Origin of the sequence: Mucilaginibacter sabulilitoris (genome assembly GCF_034262375.1) — a bacterium.
GTDB lineage: Bacteria > Bacteroidota > Bacteroidia > Sphingobacteriales > Sphingobacteriaceae > Mucilaginibacter > Mucilaginibacter sabulilitoris.
In genome coordinates this window covers 391,066-413,819 of the sequence record NZ_CP139558.1, presented here as the reverse complement: position 1 = coordinate 413,819, position 22,754 = coordinate 391,066, and the positions used below count along the sequence as shown (strand labels likewise).

At 42.0% G+C, this 22,754-nt stretch carries 21 protein-coding genes and 1 tRNA gene; 9 read left to right on the top strand and 13 right to left on the bottom strand.

Annotated elements, in window-relative coordinates; translation table 11 throughout:
* Positions 1-20 precede the first annotated feature (20 nt).
* A complete protein-coding gene (locus SNE25_RS01840) occupies positions 21-1,346 on the top strand; it encodes a D-alanyl-D-alanine carboxypeptidase/D-alanyl-D-alanine-endopeptidase (RefSeq protein ID WP_321563387.1) in 1,326 nt (441 codons plus the stop codon).
* Between the two features lie 150 nt (positions 1,347-1,496).
* Here SNE25_RS01840 and SNE25_RS01835 read toward each other — a convergent pair whose 3' ends face one another.
* The 3 genes from SNE25_RS01835 to murQ form a co-directional block, all read right to left on the bottom strand.
* Positions 1,497-2,795, bottom strand: coding sequence for an IS110 family RNA-guided transposase (locus tag SNE25_RS01835; protein WP_321563386.1), 1,299 nt, complete (start codon positions 2,793-2,795; stop codon positions 1,497-1,499).
* Between the two features lie 247 nt (positions 2,796-3,042).
* The gene (locus SNE25_RS01830; protein WP_321563385.1) at positions 3,043-3,609 is read right to left on the bottom strand and encodes a hypothetical protein; all 567 of its coding nucleotides are present in this window, start codon (positions 3,607-3,609) and stop codon (positions 3,043-3,045) included.
* Positions 3,610-3,651: 42 nt separating this feature from the next.
* A complete protein-coding gene (gene murQ / locus SNE25_RS01825) occupies positions 3,652-4,458 on the bottom strand; it encodes an N-acetylmuramic acid 6-phosphate etherase (RefSeq protein ID WP_321563384.1) in 807 nt (268 codons plus the stop codon).
* 101 nt (positions 4,459-4,559) lie between these two features.
* Between murQ and SNE25_RS01820 the strand changes: the two genes are divergently transcribed.
* Positions 4,560-6,149, top strand: a complete 1,590-nt coding sequence (locus SNE25_RS01820) for a S41 family peptidase (RefSeq protein ID WP_321563383.1) — start codon at positions 4,560-4,562, stop codon at positions 6,147-6,149.
* Between the two features lie 109 nt (positions 6,150-6,258).
* Here SNE25_RS01820 and der read toward each other — a convergent pair whose 3' ends face one another.
* Complete coding sequence (der, locus tag SNE25_RS01815) at positions 6,259-7,560, bottom strand: ribosome biogenesis GTPase Der (RefSeq protein WP_321563382.1); 1,302 nt, start codon at positions 7,558-7,560, stop codon at positions 6,259-6,261.
* Positions 7,561-7,701: 141 nt separating this feature from the next.
* The gene (gene era / locus SNE25_RS01810) at positions 7,702-8,577 is read right to left on the bottom strand and encodes a GTPase Era (RefSeq protein ID WP_321563381.1); all 876 of its coding nucleotides are present in this window, start codon (positions 8,575-8,577) and stop codon (positions 7,702-7,704) included.
* Positions 8,578-8,723: 146 nt separating this feature from the next.
* On the opposite strand from era, the gene SNE25_RS01805 reads away from it, so the two are divergent.
* From SNE25_RS01805 to SNE25_RS01785, 5 genes are all read left to right on the top strand, one after another.
* A tRNA-Met gene (locus SNE25_RS01805) sits at positions 8,724-8,796 on the top strand.
* A gap of 174 nt (positions 8,797-8,970) precedes the next feature.
* The gene (locus SNE25_RS01800) at positions 8,971-9,327 is read left to right on the top strand and encodes an ISAon1 family transposase N-terminal region protein (RefSeq protein ID WP_321560923.1); all 357 of its coding nucleotides are present in this window, start codon (positions 8,971-8,973) and stop codon (positions 9,325-9,327) included.
* Entirely contained in the window at positions 9,320-10,303 is a 984-nt protein-coding gene (locus tag SNE25_RS01795; RefSeq protein ID WP_407666945.1) for an ISAon1 family transposase, read from the top strand. Before SNE25_RS01800 ends, SNE25_RS01795 begins: the two co-directional genes overlap by 8 nt.
* Positions 10,304-10,686: 383 nt before the next feature.
* Positions 10,687-11,736 carry a hypothetical protein gene (locus tag SNE25_RS01790; protein WP_321563380.1) on the top strand — a complete coding sequence of 350 codons (1,050 nt, stop codon included), beginning with the start codon at positions 10,687-10,689 and terminating at the stop codon, positions 11,734-11,736.
* Positions 11,737-12,098: 362 nt separating this feature from the next.
* Positions 12,099-12,533 carry a nuclear transport factor 2 family protein gene (locus tag SNE25_RS01785; protein WP_321563379.1) on the top strand — a complete coding sequence of 145 codons (435 nt, stop codon included), beginning with the start codon at positions 12,099-12,101 and terminating at the stop codon, positions 12,531-12,533.
* Positions 12,534-12,679: 146 nt separating this feature from the next.
* Here SNE25_RS01785 and SNE25_RS01780 read toward each other — a convergent pair whose 3' ends face one another.
* Positions 12,680-14,008: a sensor histidine kinase gene (locus tag SNE25_RS01780; protein ID WP_321563378.1), complete on the bottom strand. Its 1,329-nt coding sequence runs from the start codon at positions 14,006-14,008 to the stop codon at positions 12,680-12,682.
* A gap of 562 nt (positions 14,009-14,570) precedes the next feature.
* On the opposite strand from SNE25_RS01780, the gene SNE25_RS01775 reads away from it, so the two are divergent.
* Positions 14,571-15,236 (top strand): C40 family peptidase, encoded by a 666-nt coding sequence (locus tag SNE25_RS01775; RefSeq protein ID WP_321563377.1) that lies wholly within the window; start codon positions 14,571-14,573, stop codon positions 15,234-15,236.
* Between the two features lie 35 nt (positions 15,237-15,271).
* Here SNE25_RS01775 and SNE25_RS01770 read toward each other — a convergent pair whose 3' ends face one another.
* The 6 genes from SNE25_RS01770 to SNE25_RS01745 form a co-directional block, all read right to left on the bottom strand.
* Positions 15,272-15,682 (bottom strand): cupin domain-containing protein, encoded by a 411-nt coding sequence (locus tag SNE25_RS01770; protein ID WP_321563376.1) that lies wholly within the window; start codon positions 15,680-15,682, stop codon positions 15,272-15,274.
* 118 nt (positions 15,683-15,800) lie between these two features.
* Positions 15,801-16,133 (bottom strand): hypothetical protein, encoded by a 333-nt coding sequence (locus SNE25_RS01765; RefSeq protein ID WP_321563375.1) that lies wholly within the window; start codon positions 16,131-16,133, stop codon positions 15,801-15,803.
* Positions 16,134-16,168: 35 nt separating this feature from the next.
* A complete protein-coding gene (locus SNE25_RS01760) occupies positions 16,169-17,284 on the bottom strand; it encodes an acyltransferase family protein (protein ID WP_321563374.1) in 1,116 nt (371 codons plus the stop codon).
* Between the two features lie 108 nt (positions 17,285-17,392).
* Entirely contained in the window at positions 17,393-17,860 is a 468-nt protein-coding gene (locus tag SNE25_RS01755) for a hypothetical protein (protein WP_321563373.1), read from the bottom strand.
* Between the two features lie 32 nt (positions 17,861-17,892).
* On the bottom strand, positions 17,893-19,341 hold the full coding sequence (locus SNE25_RS01750; protein WP_321563372.1) for a tyrosinase family protein: 1,449 nt from the start codon (positions 19,339-19,341) through the stop codon (positions 17,893-17,895).
* 240 nt (positions 19,342-19,581) lie between these two features.
* Complete coding sequence (locus SNE25_RS01745; protein ID WP_321563371.1) at positions 19,582-20,262, bottom strand: GNAT family N-acetyltransferase; 681 nt, start codon at positions 20,260-20,262, stop codon at positions 19,582-19,584.
* Positions 20,263-20,363: 101 nt separating this feature from the next.
* On the opposite strand from SNE25_RS01745, the gene SNE25_RS01740 reads away from it, so the two are divergent.
* Positions 20,364-21,407 carry a DUF4097 family beta strand repeat-containing protein gene (locus SNE25_RS01740; protein ID WP_321563370.1) on the top strand — a complete coding sequence of 348 codons (1,044 nt, stop codon included), beginning with the start codon at positions 20,364-20,366 and terminating at the stop codon, positions 21,405-21,407.
* A gap of 60 nt (positions 21,408-21,467) precedes the next feature.
* Here SNE25_RS01740 and SNE25_RS01735 read toward each other — a convergent pair whose 3' ends face one another.
* Complete coding sequence (locus SNE25_RS01735) at positions 21,468-22,754, bottom strand: ComEC/Rec2 family competence protein (protein ID WP_321563369.1); 1,287 nt, start codon at positions 22,752-22,754, stop codon at positions 21,468-21,470.

Below are 22,754 nucleotides of genomic sequence, written 5' to 3'. Positions count from 1 at the left end.
GTTAAAAACTGAATAAATTTATGCGAAAAGCAACTTTTGTATTTCTGCTAATAATAGGTAGTTTATTATTATTTAATAACACTGTTTATGGCCGCTCAAAAAAAAAAAGGAAGATCAAAAAGCTGTTTAAGCATTCGCAAATTGTTAATGATCATTTTACCGGGTTTGCCTTATATGACCTGGATGAAAAGAAAATGATATATGAATTAAATGCAGATAAATATTTTATTCCGGCATCAAATACCAAGCTGTTTACTTTTTATACCTGCCTTAAAATGCTGGGCGATTCTATCCCGGCATTGCGGTATGAGCTTCGGCATGATTCATTGGTGTTTTGGGGCACCGGCGACCCTTCGTTTTTACATAGTGACCTTAAAGGGATAAACGGATTGAATTTTTTAAAGCAAAGCAATAAAACGCTTTATTATTCGGCAACTGGCTATGCCAATAATTTTTATGGTACAGGTTGGGCCTGGGATGATTATAACGATTATTATCAGGCCGAAATAACCGGCTTACCCTTAGAAGACAATGTGGCGCTGCTGTATGCCGATCATGACGGTAACCTCCAGGTTAAACCGGCATATCTTAAACGGTTTTTAAACAGTGATGCCAGTTACCATCCTGCAAAGTTTACCGTTAAGCGCGATTTTTTTAGCAACAACTTTATTTATCCTGTAATGCCGCTTCCTCCGAACTTCAGGCAGGAGATACCATGGAGAACAAGCACCGGGCTAACATTGGCACTGCTGCGCGATACTTTGAAAAAACCGGTATGGGCTACGGATTTGCCTTTAAGCAGCGATGCGAAAACCATTTACGATACCAATGCCGATTCTGTTTACAGGCGCATGTTGCAGCCGAGCGATAATTTCATAGCGGAGCAGCTACTGCTAACCTGTTCATCGCTTAAGTTTAATACGCTGAACACCGATTCGGTAATTAATTATGCTAAAGCTCATCTGCTAAATGACCTGCCGGATGCTCCGCAATGGGTTGACGGCTCAGGGCTCTCGAGGATGAATTTATTTACTCCCCGCAGCATTATTGCTTTGCTATGCAAAATTAAGGATGAGGTAAAAGATGAGCAGCTTTTGCATAGCATGATGCCTGCCGGAGGAGCTACCGGAACGCTTAAAAATGCTTATAAAACAGACAATGGACAGGCATTTATCTGGGCAAAAACCGGATCGTTATCAAATAATTATAACCAAAGCGGCTACCTGGTTACCCGAAAAGGTAAACGGCTGGCATTCTCGTTCATGAATAATAATTTTACCCGGCCTGTTAAAGAGGTAAGAGACGAAATGGTAAGGATCATGACCTATATACATGAGGAGTTTTAAGAACCCCCTCTAAATCTCCCCCAAAGGGGAAGACTTTTGACCGCCGTTTTTAATAAATCAAAAGGGTTGTCATTCTGAGCGACAGCGAAGATCTATTAGGCGAGCATAGACGACAGATAGATCCTTCGTTCCTACCCATGACATAATAATTTAAGCAGGCACAAGTTCCATATTTAATTCAAGGGCGAGTCTTTCTAATCGCCTTTGTTTCTGTTCTTTAAGAATGTTCTCATACGAGTGAAGGCCCTTCTCTACAAAGTCGGCGCCTTTTACGATTAAACGCCAGTATTGAGCAGCCAGTTTTCTGGCTGTAGCTTTAATAGCTATCGCGGGGCCTTTTCTACCCCTTAATCTTCTTGCAAATGAACCCCAGCCGATATACTTGCTGTTCAATAATCCATGGGCCATCTGTTTGAATATTTGCCCAACGGTCGGCTTACCCTTGCTTTTACTTTTGTTTTTCTTTCCTGAACGGTCATGCCCCGGCGATAAACCAAGCCAACTGGTGAAATGTTTTTCACTTGGCCATCGGCTAAGATCCGAACCTACCTCTGTGTATAACTGTAACCAGTTGTAATCTGTAATACCCGGGAGTTTGGTCGCGTCTTTACCATCAAATATCTTCAACAAGTGATCCCCCAGATTATCGATATTAGGTTTGTTGTGACGGATCGCTTTGCGTTTCCCGCCGCTTATTCCCGGCGGTAGGCTCTTGTCCCTGTTGATCCGCTGTAAAACACTATCAATCTGACTGTCGCATTCCTGTATCTGACCCTGATAAAAACCATAGCCCTTATAGGCCTGACCCAAGGCAAAAAGCCCCTGGGCTGTATAATGGCCCTGCAAGGCCTTCAATACTTCTTCTCCTTTATTCTCCCTGATCTTTTTATGGCACAGTGAAAACAACTTAGCAGGATCACGCTCACCCTGCAGTATCGCATCGATCAACGCCATGCCGCTTACTCCATGGACCTGGCTTAATACCTCCGGCAAACGGATATTCATTTCTATCAGTGCCTTCTGCATGTGTTGAACATGCATGGCCGCACTCCGAAGGTGATCCTCCCGAAGACGCTGATAACTACGCAATTCTTTGATATGCCCCTCTGAAACATAACAGCGGTTCAGTAAACCATAGCTATGCAACTGCTGTATCCACTGGCAATCCTTTACATCTGTTTTTCTGCCTGGTAACTGCCGTGTCTGCCGCCCGTCAACAAGCCACACATCTAATCCCGCATCCAAAAGAATATCATAAAGCACATACCAGTAAACTCCTGTCGCTTCCATGGCTACCGTACTTACTTTATGCTCCAATAAATAATGCTTAAGTGATACCAGATCACTGGTGAAAGTTTCAAACGAACGAACCGGCTGACTTTCAAGCCCCACGAATAGCTTACGGGCGCCTATATCTATGCCCGCTGCATGAAAATGCATCTTTTCCATCCTTATATCCTTTTTTAAGAAGCCGTGCCCGAAGGAGTTTAAAGAAAAGACAGGCTACCCATCGGACAAATCACTCTTGTAAGGATCGTACCATACCTTCAGACTCTATACTTCAGAACCATACTCAGCAACAGGCAATAAGCACTATAACTTGATCGGACACACTGCACGGCTCAGCAAAGCTATGTCATTTCTCCTTCAGAGGCCAAGGATTTAATCACTCTCTCAGGATGACAAAAGAGGTTGCTTAATTTAGCCGCTTTACCATTTGCTCTTGTACCATTTTAAATACCTGTATGGGTTTTAGCGCACGCCAGCCCAGATTGTCAAGCACGCCACCGAAGTTGATATAATAATCGATATTGTTGCGCTTGAATTCATCAATTACATGGTCGCGGAAGTTGATACCGGCAATCCAGCCATCTTCCACGTCCTGAAACCATTCCTCGTAATACAGGTCGTCTGATGAGTGAAAGTTGAGCACATTTTCTCCTATTAATATGAAATGATTAATGCCGTTGTCAATCATCAGCTCCAGCAATTCGCGCTTTAGCAGCATAATATCATTATTAATGGCATCGTTCCACTCTCCAATAAATTCAATTATGGTATAGCCTCTTTCATAATCAGCAAACAGCACCTTTAGGTATAAGGTGTTGGACCCGAACGAGTCCCACTGCGGATGAAGCAGATAATTATACACCTGTTTATCAAACTCAAACTCATTATATTCAGTGGCGTAGAAGGGTGAAAACTCATCTTCTGATGCTATATAATCATCGCGCCAGCGGTAATATGGCTCTATCTCGTGCATACTTTATTCAATTTCAAATTTGCATATCTGCACACCAATTAATCATTTTTTATAGTTATCCACCGCGCTTCTAACACTTCCGTGTTTTTTTAATAGCGCGGCGGCATCATCTTCGTTTAACCCTGTTTCTTCCATCACCATGCGGGCCCCGCGGTTAACCAGCTTGTTGTTGCTTAACTGCATATCAACCATTTTATTCCCTTTTACGCGGCCCAGCTGTATCATTACACTGGTGCTCAGCATATTTAAAACCAGCTTTTGTGCAGTGCCTGCTTTCATCCGGGTTGAGCCGGTCAAAAATTCCGGTCCGGTAACCACTTCAACCGGGTATTGCGCCTCAGCTGCAACGGGGCTCCCATTATTACAAACTATGCAGCCGGTTACAATATTATTTTTCGCGGCCATTTTTAACCCCCCTATTACATAAGGAGTAGTGCCAGATGCCGCTATGCCCACAACTACATCTTTATCATTGATATTAAATTCCTGCAGGTCTTTCCAGGCCTGTTCGGTATCATCCTCCGCAAATTCAACAGCTTTGCGTATAGCACCATCACCCCCGGCAATCAGGCCTACAACCATATCAAACGGAACTCCGAATGTTGGCGGGCATTCAGAGGCATCTACCACGCCTAAACGGCCACTGGTTCCGGCACCAATGTAGAATAGGCGACCGCCCTTGCGCATTCTTTTTGCGGTTGCGGCAGATAGCTGCTCAATTTGCGGTAATGCTTTTGCAACCGCCAATGGTACGGTTTGATCTTCCTTGTTGATGTTTTCAAGTATTTCAAGAACAGACAGCTGCTCTAAATTCTTATAATGCGATTCCCTTTCGGTGATGGTTTCCATTAATTTCAAATAATTTATAACAAAATTCGGTAAAAAACATCAAATGCAATGACGTCAATAAAAATTATTGATATAGCATTGATTAACTTTGCTTACTGAACATGAAAAAAACTGCGGGTGTTATTTTCAGGACGATGATCCTGTTGCTGGTGGGTATAACAATTGGGTTGCTGATAAGCGATAATAATTTTGCTGACCGTAACCTTGGCTTCTCATTTTCTGGCACCGACAAACTATCTAAAGTTTTGGAACTCGTAGGTCAAAATTATGTAGATAGTGTGAACATTGACAGCATTGAAGGCGCCTCGGTTAATGATTTATTACAAAACCTCGATCCGCATTCGCTTTATTTACCTCCGCAGCAAGCCCAATCTATTAACGAACGCCTTGATGGGGGTTTTAATGGTATTGGTATTGAATACCAGTTGATGCGCGATACATTGATTATTACCCAGGTATATGAGGGTGGCCCGGCGGCAAAAGCGGGGCTGTTGGTGGGCAGTCGGGTAATTAATGTGAATAACAAAAAATTTTCGGGCACAAAGCTAACCAACGATAGGATAAATAGTGTTTTCAGGGGTGAAAAGGACTCCATTATATTGCTTGGTGTAGCCGAAGGGAAAGCGATAAAAACATATACCATAAAACGCGGACGCGTTGATCTGAGCAGTGTAAATGCTGCATATATGGCCAATGAAAATACAGGTTACATTAAAATAAGCAAGTTTGCATCAACCACCGATATTGATTTTCGCCGGGCTCTCGGAAAGCTTAAAACAACAGGAATGAACAACCTGCTGCTTGATTTACGCGGTAATGGCGGCGGCTACCTGAATGCTGCAACTTCATTGGCTGATGAGTTTTTAAGTAAAGGTAAACTGATAGTTTATACCAAGGGCGTACACGAACCACGTACTGATTATTTCGCAACAGATTCAGGCCTGTTTCAGCATGGCAAGGTAACGGTGTTAATTGATGAATATTCGGCATCGGCAAGTGAGATACTGGCGGGTGCCCTGCAGGATCTGGACAGGGCCACCATAGTTGGTCGCCGCTCATTTGGCAAAGGCCTGGTTCAGCAGCAATTCCCATTTGGCGATGGTTCTGCTGTAAATTTAACCGTGGCCAGGTACTATACCCCTTCGGGCCGGTCGATACAAAAATCATACAAAGGCGGACTGGAAAGCTACCGCAACGAACTGGCTATACGTATGCAAAAAGGGGAGCTGTTTTCTGAGCAAAGTAACAGGAGCGATACTTCGGCCTTTAATGGTAAAGGCTCATCGTATCATACCCTGAGCGGCCGTAAGGTTTTTAGTGGCGGCGGTATTATGCCCGATGTTTTTGTGCCGGCGGATACTACACAAAACACCATGCTCATCCAAAACCTGCTTGATCAGCAATTGTTTTCGGCTTATGTGATTGACAAGATGCAGCCCGTTATCAACAAGTTTGCAACAGGCGATGATTTTATAAAAAACTACAACGTAAGCGACGACGATTTTCACAGCTTTATACTTTATTCCTCACAAAAGCTCAAGGAAATGGATTCGCACGAATTACTGATTTCGAGGGATTACATCAAAAATATTCTGAAAGCCAATGCCGCCCGTTTTAAATGGGGCGATAACGCTTTTTACCAGGTAATGAATATTAACGACGAAGCTTTTAAGAAAGCGCTGAGTATATAATGTGCAAATATGCAGATTTCAGATGTGCAAATAAAGATTAGTACATATCCCTATCACACAGTCAAAAAACCATCTGCATATCTGCACATTTAAAATCTGCACATTTGAATTATTTCTGCCTGAACCAAACCTGTATAGGTGCACCGGAAAAATCAAAATTTTCCCTCAGTTTATTTTCAATAAAGCGGTAGTATGGTTCTTTTACGTACTGAGGCAAATTACAGAAGAAGGCGAACATTGGCGACGCTCCCGCAATTTGGGTGATGTATTTAATTTTTACGTATTTGCCTTTGATGGACGGCGGGGGGTAGCTTTCAATAATAGGCAGCATCACCTCGTTAAGTTTAGAGGTTGATATTTTACGCGCACGGTTTTGGTAAACCTGGTTGGCTACATCAATTACCTTTAAAACCCGTTGTTTTTCGGTAACAGAGGTAAATACAACAGGTACATCTGTAAACGGCGCTATTTTTTCACGTATCTGCTCTTCAAATACTTTAACGGTTTTATTGTTTTTTTCTATCAAATCCCATTTGTTTACCACAATGAGCACGCCTTTTTTATTTTTTTCGGCGAGGTGAAAGATATTCATATCCTGAGCCTCAAAGCCTTCTACGGCATCAATCATCAGGATAATCACATCGGCTTCTTCCAGAGCCTTTATGGTGCGCATTACCGAGTAGAACTCTATATTTTCTTTAACTTTTGTTTTTTTACGCAGGCCGGCTGTATCAATCAGCATAAAATCATGCCCATACTGGTTATAGTGGATGTGGATCGAGTCGCGCGTGGTGCCTGCTATTGGAGTAACAATATTACGATCTTTGCCTATCAATGCGTTAATGATAGATGATTTACCCACATTCGGCCGACCAACAATTGCATATTTGGGGCGAGTGTTTTCTTCTAACACCACATCCTCAAAATGTTTAACCACTTCGTCAAGTAATTCACCGGTACCAGAGCCGGTCATTGACGAAATGGTGTAAATTTCGCCCAGTCCCAGACTATAAAACACCATCGAATCCGCTAACTGGCTATTGTTATCAAGCTTGTTTACAACCACAAAAACAGGTTTGCTGCTTTTGCGCAAACGGTTAGCTATTTCATCATCAAGGTCGGTAATGCCGGTAGTAACATCAACAATAAATAAAATTACAGATGCTTCTTCAATGGCAATATCAACCTGTTCGCGTATGGCTGCTTCAAAAACATCATCAGAGTTGGCCACATAACCGCCGGTATCAATAACGGTGAACTGGTGATTTAGCCATTCGGCAACGCCATAATGCCTGTCGCGGGTTACACCGCTAAAATCGTCAACAATGGCTTTGCGAGATTCTGTTAAGCGGTTATATAAGGTTGATTTGCCCACGTTGGGCCTGCCCACTATGGCTACTATGTTACTCATGGTTATTAGTTGTAAGTTTTGAGTAATGAGTTTTGAGTTAAAGCTTCAAAATATCACACTCAATTAAAAAAATATTAGTCCCGGCACTGAATTTTAAGCTAAAGATAACTCAAAACTTAATACTCATTACTCAAAACCATTTTATTCGTATCCGAATTTTTTAAGGTAATTTTTTTTGCTGCGCCAATCGGGAATCACTTTTACAAACATTTCAAGAAAAACTTTCTTCTGGAAAAAGTCTTCCATATCACGGCGGGCGTAGGTGCCAACTATTTTAAGCATTTTACCGCCCTGGCCAATAATGATGTTTTTTTGCGAATCGCGCTCTACAATAATTTCGGCACTGATGCGGTGCAGTGTCTCTCCCTCTACAAACGCAGTTACAATAACCTCGGCGCTGTATGGGATTTCTTTTTTGTATTGTTTCAGGAGCTGCGCACGGATCATCTCGGACGCGAAAAAGCGGTCGTTACGATCCGTTAATGCATCTTTTTCATAATAAGCCGGATGCTCGGGAAGGTTTTCGATAACAAAATCCATAACCGCTTTGATATTGTGACCATGCAGCGCCGATATAGCAAAAACAGCTTTGGGGTTTAGCTTTTGCCGCCAGAATTCAACTTTCTTTTTTACGGTTTCCTCATCGCTCTGGTCAATTTTATTAATCAGGACAGCGATAGGTGCCAGTGAGCCTTCCAGTTTTTTTAAAACGTCGGTCTCATCATACTCTTCGTAAATATCGGTAACCAGCAAAATAAGGTCGGCGTCAACAATGGAGCCATCTACCTGGTGCATCATGCTTTCGTGCAGGGCATAATGCGGTTTGATGACGCCGGGGGTGTCTGAAAATACAATCTGGTAGTTTTCATCGTTCACAATACCCAATATACGGTGACGTGTGGTTTGGGCTTTGGGGGTGATGATAGACATATTTTCGCCAACAAGGGCGTTCATAAGGGTTGATTTACCTGCGTTGGGCTTACCAATTATGCTTACAAAACCTGCCTGATGACTCATATAAAAATAATTAAAAATATATTTGGACTGCAAAGAAACGAATTATATCTTTGCAGTCCAATTAAAACGGAGTGCAAAATTGCATTTTGATAATTGGAAGGAACTTTCCGGAGTTATGACCGGATTGCAACATATAAGAATAACAGTGCGGGATGGAGCAGTTGGTAGCTCGTCGGGCTCATAACCCGAAGGTCGTAGGTTCGAGTCCTGCTCCCGCTACAAAGAGAAAAGCCTCTTAGAGAAATCTGAGAGGCTTTTTTGTTTATATTCGATAGCTAAGATTACTGGGTATCTTTTCCGAGGTTGCAAATTTCGGACAACTATGGGGTCAAGCAGAAAAGTTGTGGGATAAGATAAAAAGTATTTGTTTTGTATTTAACGAAACACGATCTCTTGTCCAACGCATACGAAACCCTGGTCCGCCTTATACTTCCTGAAGGCTTGTTAGATTATTTTGAACTGACTGACGTTAAACCGTCAGAAAGTGGTCAGCTGAATATTTACCTGGAAGAAAAGAACCTGCCTCCTGCCGGTTATGAAAAGGCACAAATAGAGTCAAAAGGCTTTCTGCCTGAAACAGCTATCCAGGACTTTCCGATCCGTGGTCATAAGGTAGCACTCTGTATTAAACGGCGCAGATGGGAAGTAAAATCCAGCGGTGAGGTCATCACCAGGGACTGGGATTTAGTACGAAAAGGGGCACGAATGACAACGGAATTCGGCCTTTTTTTAAAAGGTATATTTGGATAATAACCCGATCAGCTGCCACTTGCTGGGCAGGCTTTACAGCGTCGACGGAAAACAGCTACAACAGCAGTATAAAGATCACCTAAGCGATTTTCATACCTGGCCACAAAAAGAGCATGCAGAAGAATGGCTGCTGTTTCCGGATAATATCGGACCGTCATTAAGCATCGATGAAACAGCCCTAAGCAATGGCGAGCTCTACACCATTATTACCAACAAAGCAGCCAAAGGCGGCAAGAAAGCGATTGTAGCGATGCTAAAAGGCACACAGGCCGAGCAGATCATGGCCGTGTTGGAACGTATTCCATTACGTAAGCGGAACAAGGTCAGCGAAGTAACGATGGATATGGCGGCAAACATGATCAAATCCATCCGCCGGTGCTTTGCTAATGCCAGCCGGGTGATCGACCGATTCCATGTGCAAAAGCTGGCTTATGATGCTGTACAGGAGGCGCGGATTAAATATCGCTGGGAAGCGTTGGATGCCGAGAATCTTGCATATGATAACGCTAAAAAGAATAAACAAAGCTATCAACCCGAAGTGTTCAGCAATGGCGACACGCTCAAGCAACTGTTAGCCCGGAGCCGTTACCTGCTTTTCAAACATCATACGAAATGGAACCTGTCACAAAAGCAAAGGGCAGATCTATTATTCCATAAATATCCGCTATTACAAAAGGCCTATCAGCTATCGATTCGGCTGGGCAGCATCTTTACCAACTGTAAGAACAAACAACAAGCTTTTAAAGGGCTGGCTATCTGGTATAATGACGTGGAAACTGCCGGTATAGATGCGTTCAGTACGGTGGCAAGGTCAGTCAAAACCCACTATGAATCAATCCTGAACTTCTTCGATAACCGGGCCACCAATGCTTCTGCCGAATCATTCAACGCCAAGATCAAAGCTTTCAGAGCTACTTCAAGAGGCGTAAGAGATACCGCTTTCTTCTTATTCAGACTCCAAAATATCTATGCCTGATTTTTTATTCCCCCAACCTTTCGGACTGATCCCAACTATGTTTGTCGTTCACACGCGGCACGCGTGCGCAAGCTGAGGGTATTCCATTGGCATGGAAGCCTTTCGCATTTTCTTAGCTCTCCACCTTGCCTTAGTGCTACTGTTCAGCAGTTCGTTCGTTTGAGAATTCACTCACAATTTTGGACATTAATTGCGGGGAGGCAAGATGATATAAGTCTCATTAACTCAGTTCGCTTAATTAATGAGCTATCGATTGTGGAGTGGTATTAATATTATTGTGGAGCGGTATTAATATTATTGTGGAGCGGTATTAATATTAATGAAATATATTATGTTTTTACTAAGATTGCATTTATATAATATAATAAGTTATTTTAAAGAAAATGAACGCCATATATGGAAAATTTAGTATTGATATGTTACCGGTTGAGACTATCAATGTTACAGAAAAAATTGACGAGTTCCTGAAGGGTAATATAATTGAAATTCCACAAGATATTAATTTTGATACGCTGTTTGATAAGGTTGGCAACAACAAAAGAAGCTACTTGCAGATATCTGTCAATGATCAGGTATTCAATATAGCAGAAGACGAATATATTGAGAATATAGAACTCGATTTGCTAAAGAAAGTTAATAGCATAAAAATAGTTTATTATATATATACAAGTCCAAATTCGAATTGGCGTGCGATAGTTTCAGGCCAACTATATCAATTGAAAAGCTATGGCATATTATCAGAGGCCGATTTGTATATTCACATTACCGACAGTAATAATTATATAGACGAAATAAAAACACTGATTATTAACATAGTGCCCGCCGCCATAATTAGCACCTCATCTATCAATCAATTTGAGTACCCTGCAATTAAATTATTGCATGACTTGGCAATACAATATCCAAATAATAATTTCATTTACTTTCATAGTAAAGGAATGACACATAGCCTGCATTCACGATCTCTTCAGGAAATAATGCTACTCACCAAAACATTTGAAAACTGGCGAAAAAACCTTCAATTATTGAGCAAAGAGGGTAAAAACAAGATGGGATTATTTTCGGCAGAACGCGGGTGGATCTGGTATAACTTTTGGTATGCCAAAGGCAGTTATTTAGCAAATTGCAAAGCGCCCGAGATTTCCGATTTTAGATATTATTATGAAGCGTGGCTTGGAGAAGCTGATCCTGATCAACAAATACCCGCCACTGATTGTATCAATCTGTTTGAGATAAAAAATGTTTCAAAACCGTATTTTACACCTGTTGAGGCTGATATCTATAAGGAAAATCTTATGGAGAAATTATTTTCACATGCCGAATCAAAGGAATTTCGCGTGGTTCGAACATCCTTTATGATATATTGCCAATTAAAAGTTGACTCCTTCTTTAAACTATTCAAGAAATCGAATCTGAAAAAGGTATTCAATTAAATACTCATCCGAGGACAGAAAAACTATGGCTGCAGATATCCTCTGTTTCAAACGAAAAACAACACAAATTGCTAATGCGTAATCTAACATAACGTCTTCCGTTATTACTTAACAAACAAAAAGCTTCGAGTTGAAAAGGTGCGGCTTTTTGTTTAATTTATTCTTTCCACTGCCGCAAGTCCCGCTTATAGTATTTCAAATGGTTAGGGCTAATATCATGGAGAATCACGAGCGAGAAACATGAGGGAGAAAAGCTTAAGGACAGAATGATCAAGGAGATCCTTCCAGATGTTATTTAACATCTTTTAACGATAACTCTAAATATAATCGCCGATATTTATGTTCAAAAGCAGCGATAGCTTATGAAATACGGCATTCTTTTCTTATTACTGAGCCTTTCAATGCAAGTGGCATCCGCGCAGGAAGCAGATATTAAAAAGCTCAAAGAATTGAATGAAAAATGGATCGCTTCCTTTGTTACACGGGACACAGCGACCATGCGCGGCATTTATGCCGACAATATGGAATTGGTTTCTCCCGGCGGGAAAATATTTCATAAAAAAGATCTTCTCAAGAACCTTTTGTCTACAGATCAGGAATTCATTTCTTCCAAAGTTGATAGTGTTCGAGTGCGGATTTTTGGCAGTATCGGTTTGGTGAACGCCACCTCCACTGTACATGGCAAAGCCGCTCAAAAAGAATTTACCGTCACTACTTGTTATCTGGATGTTTACGAAAAACGTAACGGCCGCTGGTATGCAGTTGCATCCCAGGTGACAGTACCCGACAATCAATGAATCTTCCGCTGCCGCAAGCGTCTCAATTGTGGTGTTTTCAAATAGTTAAAGGCTAATATCATGGAGAGATGCTTGCGGCAAGTGGAGTTTTGTTAAAAAGACTATATATTTAAGTTGTTATGCCCGGATGCTACCCCCTGGATTTATTACATTGTTTCCGCCGGTATAAAAATAAAAAAAGTGGAGCCCTGGCCGGGTGCGCTTTCAAAGCCTATCCTGCCTCCCTGGCGTTCAATAAATTCTTTGCATAAAGGCAGGCCCAGGCCTACTCCTATTTCATTATTTGTGCCGAAGTCCGGCTCGGTATTGATAGAGAATATTTTTTCCTGCTTGTTATGCTCTATGCCTTTGCCATTATCACTAACCGTTATCTTACATTCATGCTGCACCAAATGCGCATCTATATTTATCATACCGCCATTTGGCGTAAATTTAATGGCATTGCTAACTAGGTTACGCACCACCAGTTGCAGCATGTTCCTGTCCGCAATTACATTAAGCAAAGGGTTGATTTTATAATTCAGGGCGATATCCTTTTTATCAGCCTGGGCTTTGCCCATATCCAGCGTGCTTTTTATTACATCAAGCAGGTTTGCCGGTATCAAATGAATTGCGGACCCCTCCATTTGTGATTTAGACCATTGCAGTAAATTGGTAAGCATATCCATTGTGCTGTTGGTGGCAGTCAGCAATTCCTGCTCTATTCTTGCGCGCAATGAGCTGTCCAGTTCATTTTCGTTAAGTAATTGCAGGTAATTTTGTATGCTAATGAGCGGCGTTCGCATATCATGAGATATAATGGACATTAACTTATTCTTTTCCGCGTCGCTTTTTTCGAGCTGCTCTTTTTGAAGTAATATGTGTCGGTTTTGGACTTCAATATCCTTAGCCTTTTCTTCTACGGATATGCGTTCTTTATCATAACTTCTGCGGATGTATTTAATAACGATATAAATAGCGATCACGGGCAAGGGGAACGCCGTAATCCTGTCTATCAGCTCACCCTTTCCCGCAGTAAATGGATGTTTCACCAACTGCGGATTATAATATGCCACCAGGTGCAAAGCCAGAAAACAAATAATATAAACCATTAGCCAGGCCAGGTGCTGCCGGTAAGGGGAAATTGCAAATACCAATAGCAGGTATGCGGGCCATATAATATCAGTTGATCCATTAATACCCGAATTGGCGAAATAGTTAACCGAGAAAATAATTAGCCCTGTTACCCCAAATAAAATGCTACTGTGTGGTTTGTAATTAAAGCGCGAATTATAATACTCGTACAAAAAAAATAAACTTAATAGCAAACTGGATAAAGAAGCTACATAAAGTCCAGCAAAAAAGTTATAAGGAACATAAAAAATAGCCAGCACAATCAACCCCACACTAATGGAGTGAAACATTCTGCTTTCTAACGAAAAATCCGAAGAACTACCTATTAGCCTAAACCAAACCGCATTCATTTTTTTTACCATAGACCAATAGTAGCAGCTAAAATTAACAATTTATTATTATAAACAAGTCGCTTTGGCTCGGCACGATAAAGTGGGCGAAGTAGTAAACTCCTACGAAACAAAGCGTTGTTTATTGTTATATTCAAATCGTTTTACGATACCGGATAGTCCGGGGATTCAAAAGATAACCAGAAATAATATCATGCAGGCAGTAACGCTACCGGGGACAAAATACCGCATCGAATCTATAGACATTTTGCGTGAATTGATCATATCAGAGACTTCTTCCACCTCCGTCTCCGCAAGCCGCTTGTGTATTCTAAAAGCTAATATCATGAAGAGGCATAAGCGATGCGCTTGCGGCAAGTAGGGTTTTGTTAAAAAGGCTATATATTTAAATTGTTGATTATCAGATGTTCACGAATGCTCATGGTTGTTCATGGAGATATGAACGTGAACAGTATAAGGTTTTCCGCTGCGCCAAAACTTTCCCCTCGCTGTGCAAAGCAAATCAAAAGGCTTCAGGTCGAAAGATTTTTATTTTGAATAAAAAGAGCAGAAAAAAATTTCCTATTATTACCGCATGCATTTTCATACTGGTTTCCAAATCCTTTTTCTGGCTTTGCTATCATTTTTTAATCCGGAGAAATCTGATTTAAAACTCGCCGCTAAACATCACAAAACCAGTAAAATTGTTAAAACGCATAAGCATTCCCGCACACATTATTATTCGGGCAGCATAGATACATCTACCATTTCAACAGGATGTACCACGCCCGATGAACTCGTTACTTTTGCCAAATCGCTTAGGGGTATCAGGTACCGGTTTGGTTCAACTAATCCCGAAAAAGGATTTGACTGCTCGGGCTTTGTTAATTATGTATTCCACCATTTTGGCATCGGCATACCCCGCAGTTCGATAGATTTTGCATCAGCATTCGGTCGTGTTGCCCTGAGCGAGGCCCGAACAGGCGATTTGATATTATTTACCGGCACAAAAAAATCAAGAAGGGCCGGCCACATTGGTATTGTTATTTCAGAGCCCGGAGAGCCGGTTATGTTTATACATTCTACATCAGGTGCCGCCAACGGCGTTACCGAAACACCTTTGAACGACTATTATATGGGCAGATATATAAAAACAATCAGGTTATTTTCTGATAACAGTTATAACCCGATTGATAGCACTTCCTCTGACGCTGAGCGACAGGATCTGGTACCCGCCGTTAGTTCCACTTCAGGCTCATAGCCAGAGAACCCCCACAACACTTGGGAGCATTCGTACTACTTAACCGGCACTACAATCGGCTTCCCTTTTTCAACAACATAAGTGGCGAGTTCCTGCGCGTCGGCACTGCTGGTGTTCCTGGCCGCATGTACCGTACCTGCCGGAATAAATAATACATCGCCGGCCTTGAGTATCACCGGTGGTTTACCCTCTACCTGATATTCCAGTACCCCCTCAAGAACGTAGATGATCTCTTCGCCAGGGTGTATGTGTTTACCAAATGCCGCTCCCGGAGCAAAATCAATTCGCACTTGAACTGCCTCGCGGCCAGGTGTGCTGAGATCATGCCGCTGGAGCTCGGTCCGCTTAATTCCTGCTTGCTGTGCCAGAGCGGAGCCCGGGATTGTGATTGCCGCTATAGCAACAATTGCGATAATGCCGGCGAAGAAGTGTTTTTTCGTTTCCATGGTTTTAATTTTCTACAAAAGTGCTCATAATCATGAGTTGCATTCAACAACAAAGCGGGTTAGCCAGGCAAGGTTGGTGCTGATCCGGGCATTTTCGATGCTGAACGATTCAACTGTCCTAATCAGCCAATATTGGTTTTGTAGTAATCTTTTTCCAGATAGTGAATCCTCCGTAAATGAACATCAGACAGATGAAGACATAAACCCAAACCGGTATATTGCGACCGGCGGTGATCAGGTAAACATAGGGCAGGCTAAAACTAACGGCAGCAAATAATATTGGAATAAGGATTGATTTTTTTGCTCTGAAATTCTTCAGTAACCATGCAAGAGATGTAATGAAAGAGGGCTTGCTAATGAAATACAGACAACCCAGGAGTAACGGATCAACATCATGTTTCTCGCCTAATTCAATAACATAATCCTTAAAAAGTGTAAGATAATCCGTCATATCTGCAAGTTATAAATAACAAGCGGATGATACACTTATTTTTCCTGAAGTACTGCCGTTTTATTTAATTCTTGCTTGCGTTTGTTGGTTAAATACTTGCGTACCGGGATATCGTAAAAAACCATAAACAAATACGCCACCCCAATTAAAAGTATTACACCAATAATTATAATTAAAGCTAATTGTGGTGTTGCCGGCTTGTGCGAGGTGTAATAATTTAAAAACGCCCATATCACAGCATAATGTGTCATGTACAATGGATAGGATATTTTACCAGAAAATACACAAAGTTTTTTAAGTCCCTGTGTTAGGGTAGCGCCGGCGCCTAAGGCTACCAGTAGAGGAAAGTAGAATAATACAACCAATGGCTCGGTAATCGAGTTCCATTTACCGAAGGGCATTACAAATGCTAAGGCCAGTAATATGGCAATACCGCCAAAACCCAGCTTGTTTTTGATGATCCAGTTGGAGCGGTAAACAAGTAGCCCGGCTAAAAATGAATAAGCAATACGGGCACTACCCTGCCAAAAAGTATCACCGCCCCAGCCGCCCATCACGTTCCCGGCATGGTAAGCAACAAAGCATAACCCCACTGCCGAAATTATGGTTAATAAAAGCAAGTACCTGCGGCTGATGCGGTAAAGCACAAAAGCATAAACAATATTGGCTACATACTCCCAAAACAACGACCATGCCGGTGCATTGAAACTGAACAGGTTAAACGCGCGCTCAGTCATAGACGGATACGGGATAAGAAAAATAGAGCTTAAAAATATAAGGATAATTTTGCCCGTACTATATAACTCAGGATGCCCGCCAAACGGGTCAAAAAGAAAAGTTAGCAGGCCCAGTACCGAACCTAAAATAACCAGCGGATGTAACCGTATAATTCTTGATTTAAAAAATTCCACAACGCCCATCTTCCCAATCCGATCATCGTATGCATATCCTATAACAAACCCCGACAAGCAGAAAAAGAAATCGACCGCTAAAAAACCATGGGCAATAAAATTTTGGCTATAATCTGAAATGGCCATTTCCATAAAATGGAAAGTCACAACTGCTAAAGCGGCTACTCCTCTTAATCCATCAAGAATGTCAAAATGCTGTTTAGTTTTTAAAATGTCAGGACTTAAGTTTTTTACGCTCATCGGTTTTATAAGGCTATATGTTTGTTGTATGATAACTCGCAGGAGTTACACATATCGCCAAGAATACCGATAATAAATATGCTACCCAAATTTTTTAAGGCATTTACTTTACTTTTCGAGCAAGGTTAGTTTTTTTATGGTCACCTCAACTTTATCGCCCGGTTTAATTTTTGCCGGGGTTGTAAGTGATACTATGATTGCCCCTTCCCTGTTCAGCTTGCCATGTGTAGCCACAATAAATTTGCCGGGGTTAGTGGCCGGGTAAAGGCTAAAGCTGCTAAGCAGCTGTTTTTCGCTGTTCGGATATCGGTAATACACATAAAATATCAACGGGTGGTTTTGCGGGTTATCCACCTTCTCTACCTCCACCTGCACAAACCGATAGGTGTGGTTTAACAGCATGCCCGGGTTAACTGTCTGTACAAGGTTTGTTTTCTGCAGATTTAAATGATATAAGCTATCCATGGCCCCGGCGGTTATATTACCCGAATATGGCTTTGGCATTTTTCCATTGCAATATCCGGATAAGGTTAAAAAGGCAATACCTAAAATGGCATATGTTTTAGCGGCTGTCATCACAAATCTTATACGCTTAAAAAACAGGGATATTATTGTTCTTTAGCGTTTATAATTATGGGGCTAACAATAAACTCAACCGTATCCAGTAATAATTCAGTAGCCGGGTTTTCAAACTTTCCTAAAAATGGCACAGCAACCAATTGTACCGAGATCGGGGTTTTGTCGGTAAGCTGCTGGTTCTTTTTTAATTTTTGCAGGGTAGGCGTAATATTTACCAGGAATTTAGGTACATGATGATGTGCTGTCATATCCATATTATTTTCGGGCATGGGAGCGCCAAAAAAAGCGAAGCTGCCGGCGTAATGTATATCATCAACAGGTGTATTGGCATTAGCTTCGGGCAGGTTTAAAAATACACGCACAAAGAAATCACTTTCAGCAGGTATTTGCACATAGTTTATGCTCACGAATACGTGATCTTTCGCCGCATCGGTATTTATAATACCGGCAAAGTCACTTGCACCGGCACGTGGTTGCACGCTAAATGGTTTGGCAATGCTTATGGTTGTTTTGCCGGCAATGGATATCCTGTTTTTAATATTGAATTTGATATTGGCGCCTTTTTTTATCCGATCCTGAAGTTTATTAAAATCGGTTTTTGTTTTTACAATTTTTTGTGCAACTGGCGTACCAATATCACTATGCTCATATTGATAACTTAAGAGCGGCATAATCGTAGTTATGCCTGCAGTAATGGAACTTACAGTGTTCCCGTCGCCATCAACAAAATAGTTCCAGGCGGTATTGTTCCAGCCCGGGTCATTTGTATTATTGTTATCCAGGTCAATATTCCATTTGGCCCAGCAATAATCAATCATACAATGGTGTGTCCAGAATACGGGATCCATTGCGGAGCCGAAGCCGCCCATGGTATCCCCAACATAGGTATGAACCGTGTTGTGCGGTGTGCCTTCTATTTGTTGCCAGAAAGTATAAAAATTAGTATCGGCAAAAATGGGATCAAGCTCCGGCGTTGAAACCGCCGAAACGCCTGTCACCGTAGCATTTACCCTTGGCAAATAGAGTACACTTGAGGTGTCTAAAAACGCCGGATTGATATCGGGGTTTTGATTCCAGTTCCAATACGGCAAGCCAAATTTGTTGTTACCGGTTAGTTTCTGACAGATTTTTTCAAAGTAAAACAAATAAGCCCGGTGCCATGAAAAAAAGTGCTCTGTACCATGCTGGCAAAGATTAAAACCAACCCCCGCGGTACCATGTATGGCGGCTTGTTTGGCCCAGTTTCTGGGGTCATTGGCAGGCAAGGCTTTCATTAAGGTAACAGCCTGCTTATAGGTGGCAATATCCGCATCAACTGCGGCTGATCCTACGCGCAGCCGTCGTCTGATAGGTCTGTTCCGTATGGCTTCGGCTATTTGCTCACAGCCGCCTAATGTTCCAAGTATAAGGGCAGCGCTAACGAGCCCAATGCCTTTAACAAATACACGCCGGTTCATGTTGGGTATCAAGAATTCCATAGCAGCAGTTTTTTAAGGTTAAAAAACAAGATGGTTATCTGGAAGGTAGATAATATTCGGGTTTATAATTATCGAATATAGAGAATGTTATCCTTATAGCTATGCGTAAAAACACGCGTATGCCTGCGTGGAAACACCCGATTTTGCACAGGTATACCTATCGCATTTTGCTGTGCAATTGATGAGAAACCAACTATGAAATGGATTGACGAAATATATAAATACGAGCCTGTTATCAGCTTAGTTTTTCTGTATTACGTAAAAATAAATAGGCTTCCTGGCTGCAAATCCCAAACTTTCATAAACTTTGATAGCCCGTTCATTGTCATCCCGTACATGTAAAAACGGAATACCGGCAGCTGCTTTGATCCGGTTTATTTGCTGGAGCAGTAACAATTTGGCGTATCCCCGGCCGGTATAATCCGGATGAGTGCAAACCGCGCTTATTTCGGCATATTCAAAAGCATGCATGCGCTGACCTGCCATCGCCACTAATTTATCGCCATCAAAAATGCCTTTATAATGCCCGAACTCAATGGTCCTTTCGGCAAAGGGGCCTGGATTGGTTAATTTGGTGAGGCTAAGCATTTGAGGTATATGTTCATTGGTTAGCGAAACAATGCTTGAGTCGGTATCCGTTATTGTTGTCGGGACATCATAAACCATTTGCAAACCGCTTATTAAATACAGCACTTTCCAGGCGTCTGGAATTTCTGTTTTATCAGAAGTCACAAATACTAAAGGCTCAGCATGGGTAATCTGCTCATAAAGCAGTTCAAAATTTTCCATTGAATTTTCTTCAAACGCAACAAAAGGCGAAACCTCTTTATCGAAGTACCTGATCTGATTGTTTCCTTTAGCAAGATGTTTATTGCCCGAAATTAAGGCATTCCAGGCGGGGTTATCCAATATGTGGTTCATGTTTAGCAAACCTATAAAAAAAGCTTTAGTTAAATAAATTTTGATAATGGTGCAACGGATTGGGTAAAACAGCTGTCATATATGTAAACCTAATAAACCACATGAAAACATATCTTTTACTATTTGTACTGGCCTGCAGCGCAGTTGTAGCAACAGCGCAGGATAATGATAATACACCGCCGTATCTTACCAAATCATTGGCTAACAACGCGATTAACAGTGTTGTTGTAAATACATCTGCCGGCGGGATTAATGTGAGCGGACGGAGCGGTGAAGCGCCGCGGGTGGAAGTTTATATTAAAGGGAATAACGGGCGTCAACTTTCAAAAGAAGAAATTAAAAAGCGCCTTGATGAAGACTATGACTTGAGCGTTTCTGTTAGCGGTCATGAAGTCCGCGCCATTGCTAAAAACAAGCACAATTTTTCCAACTGGAAAAAATCCATCAGTATCTCTTTTAAAATATATGTTCCGGAGCAAACAGCTACCGATCTGAGAACCAGTGGCGGCGGCATTATTCTTGATAATTTAAAGGGAAATGAAACTTTTACTACCAGCGGTGGCGGGCTAATGATTAACAAGGTTAGCGGAATTATACGTGGCGAAACGTCAGGAGGCGGAATTATAGTTTCTAATTCAGATAATGATATTAACCTGGAAACCAGCGGTGGCGGTATCATTGCAAAAAATTGCTCTGGTAAAATTAAACTGGAAACCAGCGGCGGTGGAATACAGCTTGCAAACCTGAGAGGAACCATAAGCGCTCACACCAGTGGTGGTGGTGTTCAAGGTAATAATATAACCGGGGAGCTGATTACCAGTACTTCAGGTGGTGGTATCGACCTGAAACAGATGGATTGCAGCTTAAATGCGTCAACGAGTGCAGGAGGCTTATATGCTCAAATGAAAAGCGTAGGTAAATATTTAAAATTGGAAGCAAGCTCTGGTAATATTGACATGGAATTGCCATTAAAACAGGGCCTTGATCTTGATATCAGTGGCGATGCTGTAAATCAGAGCCCATCAAAAATAAGCGGTTTTAGCGGCCAATGGGAAAAAGACAGGATAAAAGGAAAAGTTAATGGCGGCGGTATCCCGGTAAGTGCAGATGCCTCAAGCGGAAATGTAAATGTGAAGTTTAACTGACTGACTAAATAGTATACCTTAAATGAAGCCCCGAATTGAAAACATCCGGGGCTTTTTTATTTATAATGCCGCTTTTGCTGTATATGGTCCGAATATGGCCTTAACAGGTATTGATGGCTGACTGTCGTCAAGAATAATGATGTAATATTCTTTTCCGCCTGGCAATACCCGTACAACAATATGCCCCTGCAGGCTTTTGTACGACTGTTGGATCAATCCTCCGATAACCAGCTCGTTGGCTTCCATCATGTTGGTGGCGAACAAATCGGGTTTGGTTTTATTAAGATAAGGAGAAACTGCCCTGATCAGCACTTCATGCCCCGGATGATCTGCCGTCCATACCTGCTCTAACCATACCCTTGGCTGCAGGGCTTTAATCAGGTTTTCGTTCACCGCGTCGCGGTTGCCATGATGGTCCATTGTGGCAACATCTACTGAGCCAACTACTTTTGCTATCGGTGTTTCCAGATCGCGCCATGCCGGATCGCCCAAAAATACATTGCCTGGTGTATCGCCGCCATTGTAATAGGCAAAAGGTCCATAGTGTACCACCAGTACATTGCTTAGCGCGTTTTCATCGGGCCAGGTTTTGCTGTTGAGTGTATCAATCGGCGGAAAATGCTGCACTACCGAACTGTCTTTCCCCGTCCAGATCCATCCGTTTGATTTTACATTCTGCACATAAAAACCGGGATATTGATTGGCTTGATGCTGCAACCGTATTTGAGATGCCGAACCTGCTTTAAAGTACAGTGCCTGCATGCCTTTCTTTGATTCGGCATTAATAAAATCAAGGTAATTGGTCCAGGTTTTTTTATAGTTCATATCCTGGGGCAAGCGTTTTAAAGCCGTGGTAAGGTTTACCGGGTAATGATAATCTCGTTGCAGCAAGTAACGGATCGGGATTAAACCACCAACGCCGGTAATACCTGTTAAGGCATATTGTTTGCCGGCCGATAAAGGTGCGCCCGGATAATAGCTGCCAAAATGATCATCATGGAAATGCGTAATGAGCGCATAATCAATCTTTGTTTTTTCTTTCATTGGCGCCACCTGCTTAATGTACTGCACAATCCATTCATAAGGATGTTTGCTGTCATCGGGTCGCATAGGGGTATTGCGTTTTGAGGTGGTCCGGGCGTTAGTTGGGTCGAGCTCACCGGCGTCAAGCACCATAGTAGTTCCATCCGGAAATACAAAAAAGGAGGCATTGCCCCGTCCCGTATTTATATGATGCAAATCGAGATAGCCAGACTTCCATTCGGGCAGTGGTTTACCAACAGTTGCTACCTGCGCGTGGCTCGCAAGCGAAGCCAGTAATAGGCTGCATAAAATCAATTTTTTCAT

What these genes read in the sequence shown, in the direction of transcription:
- SNE25_RS01775 (WP_321563377.1), top strand. Translation starts at nt 14,571, where the DNA reads ATGCATTTTCATACTGGTTTCCAAATCCTTTTTCTGGCTTTGCTATCA.
- SNE25_RS01760 (WP_321563374.1), bottom strand. Translation starts at nt 17,284, where the DNA reads ATGAGCGTAAAAAACTTAAGTCCTGACATTTTAAAAACTAAACAGCAT.
- SNE25_RS01830 (WP_321563385.1), bottom strand. Translation starts at nt 3,609, where the DNA reads ATGCACGAGATAGAGCCATATTACCGCTGGCGCGATGATTATATAGCA.
- SNE25_RS01735 (WP_321563369.1), bottom strand. Translation starts at nt 22,754, where the DNA reads ATGAAAAAATTGATTTTATGCAGCCTATTACTGGCTTCGCTTGCGAGC.
- SNE25_RS01785 (WP_321563379.1), top strand. Translation starts at nt 12,099, where the DNA reads ATGAAATACGGCATTCTTTTCTTATTACTGAGCCTTTCAATGCAAGTG.
- murQ (WP_321563384.1), bottom strand. Translation starts at nt 4,458, where the DNA reads ATGGAAACCATCACCGAAAGGGAATCGCATTATAAGAATTTAGAGCAG.
- SNE25_RS01820 (WP_321563383.1), top strand. Translation starts at nt 4,560, where the DNA reads ATGAAAAAAACTGCGGGTGTTATTTTCAGGACGATGATCCTGTTGCTG.
- SNE25_RS01835 (WP_321563386.1), bottom strand. Translation starts at nt 2,795, where the DNA reads ATGGAAAAGATGCATTTTCATGCAGCGGGCATAGATATAGGCGCCCGT.
- SNE25_RS01750 (WP_321563372.1), bottom strand. Translation starts at nt 19,341, where the DNA reads ATGGAATTCTTGATACCCAACATGAACCGGCGTGTATTTGTTAAAGGC.
- SNE25_RS01765 (WP_321563375.1), bottom strand. Translation starts at nt 16,133, where the DNA reads ATGACGGATTATCTTACACTTTTTAAGGATTATGTTATTGAATTAGGC.
- era (WP_321563381.1), bottom strand. Translation starts at nt 8,577, where the DNA reads ATGAGTCATCAGGCAGGTTTTGTAAGCATAATTGGTAAGCCCAACGCA.
- SNE25_RS01740 (WP_321563370.1), top strand. Translation starts at nt 20,364, where the DNA reads ATGAAAACATATCTTTTACTATTTGTACTGGCCTGCAGCGCAGTTGTA.
- SNE25_RS01745 (WP_321563371.1), bottom strand. Translation starts at nt 20,262, where the DNA reads ATGAACCACATATTGGATAACCCCGCCTGGAATGCCTTAATTTCGGGC.
- SNE25_RS01790 (WP_321563380.1), top strand. Translation starts at nt 10,687, where the DNA reads ATGAACGCCATATATGGAAAATTTAGTATTGATATGTTACCGGTTGAG.
- SNE25_RS01840 (WP_321563387.1), top strand. Translation starts at nt 21, where the DNA reads ATGCGAAAAGCAACTTTTGTATTTCTGCTAATAATAGGTAGTTTATTA.
- SNE25_RS01770 (WP_321563376.1), bottom strand. Translation starts at nt 15,682, where the DNA reads ATGGAAACGAAAAAACACTTCTTCGCCGGCATTATCGCAATTGTTGCT.
- SNE25_RS01780 (WP_321563378.1), bottom strand. Translation starts at nt 14,008, where the DNA reads ATGGTAAAAAAAATGAATGCGGTTTGGTTTAGGCTAATAGGTAGTTCT.
- SNE25_RS01755 (WP_321563373.1), bottom strand. Translation starts at nt 17,860, where the DNA reads ATGACAGCCGCTAAAACATATGCCATTTTAGGTATTGCCTTTTTAACC.
- der (WP_321563382.1), bottom strand. Translation starts at nt 7,560, where the DNA reads ATGAGTAACATAGTAGCCATAGTGGGCAGGCCCAACGTGGGCAAATCA.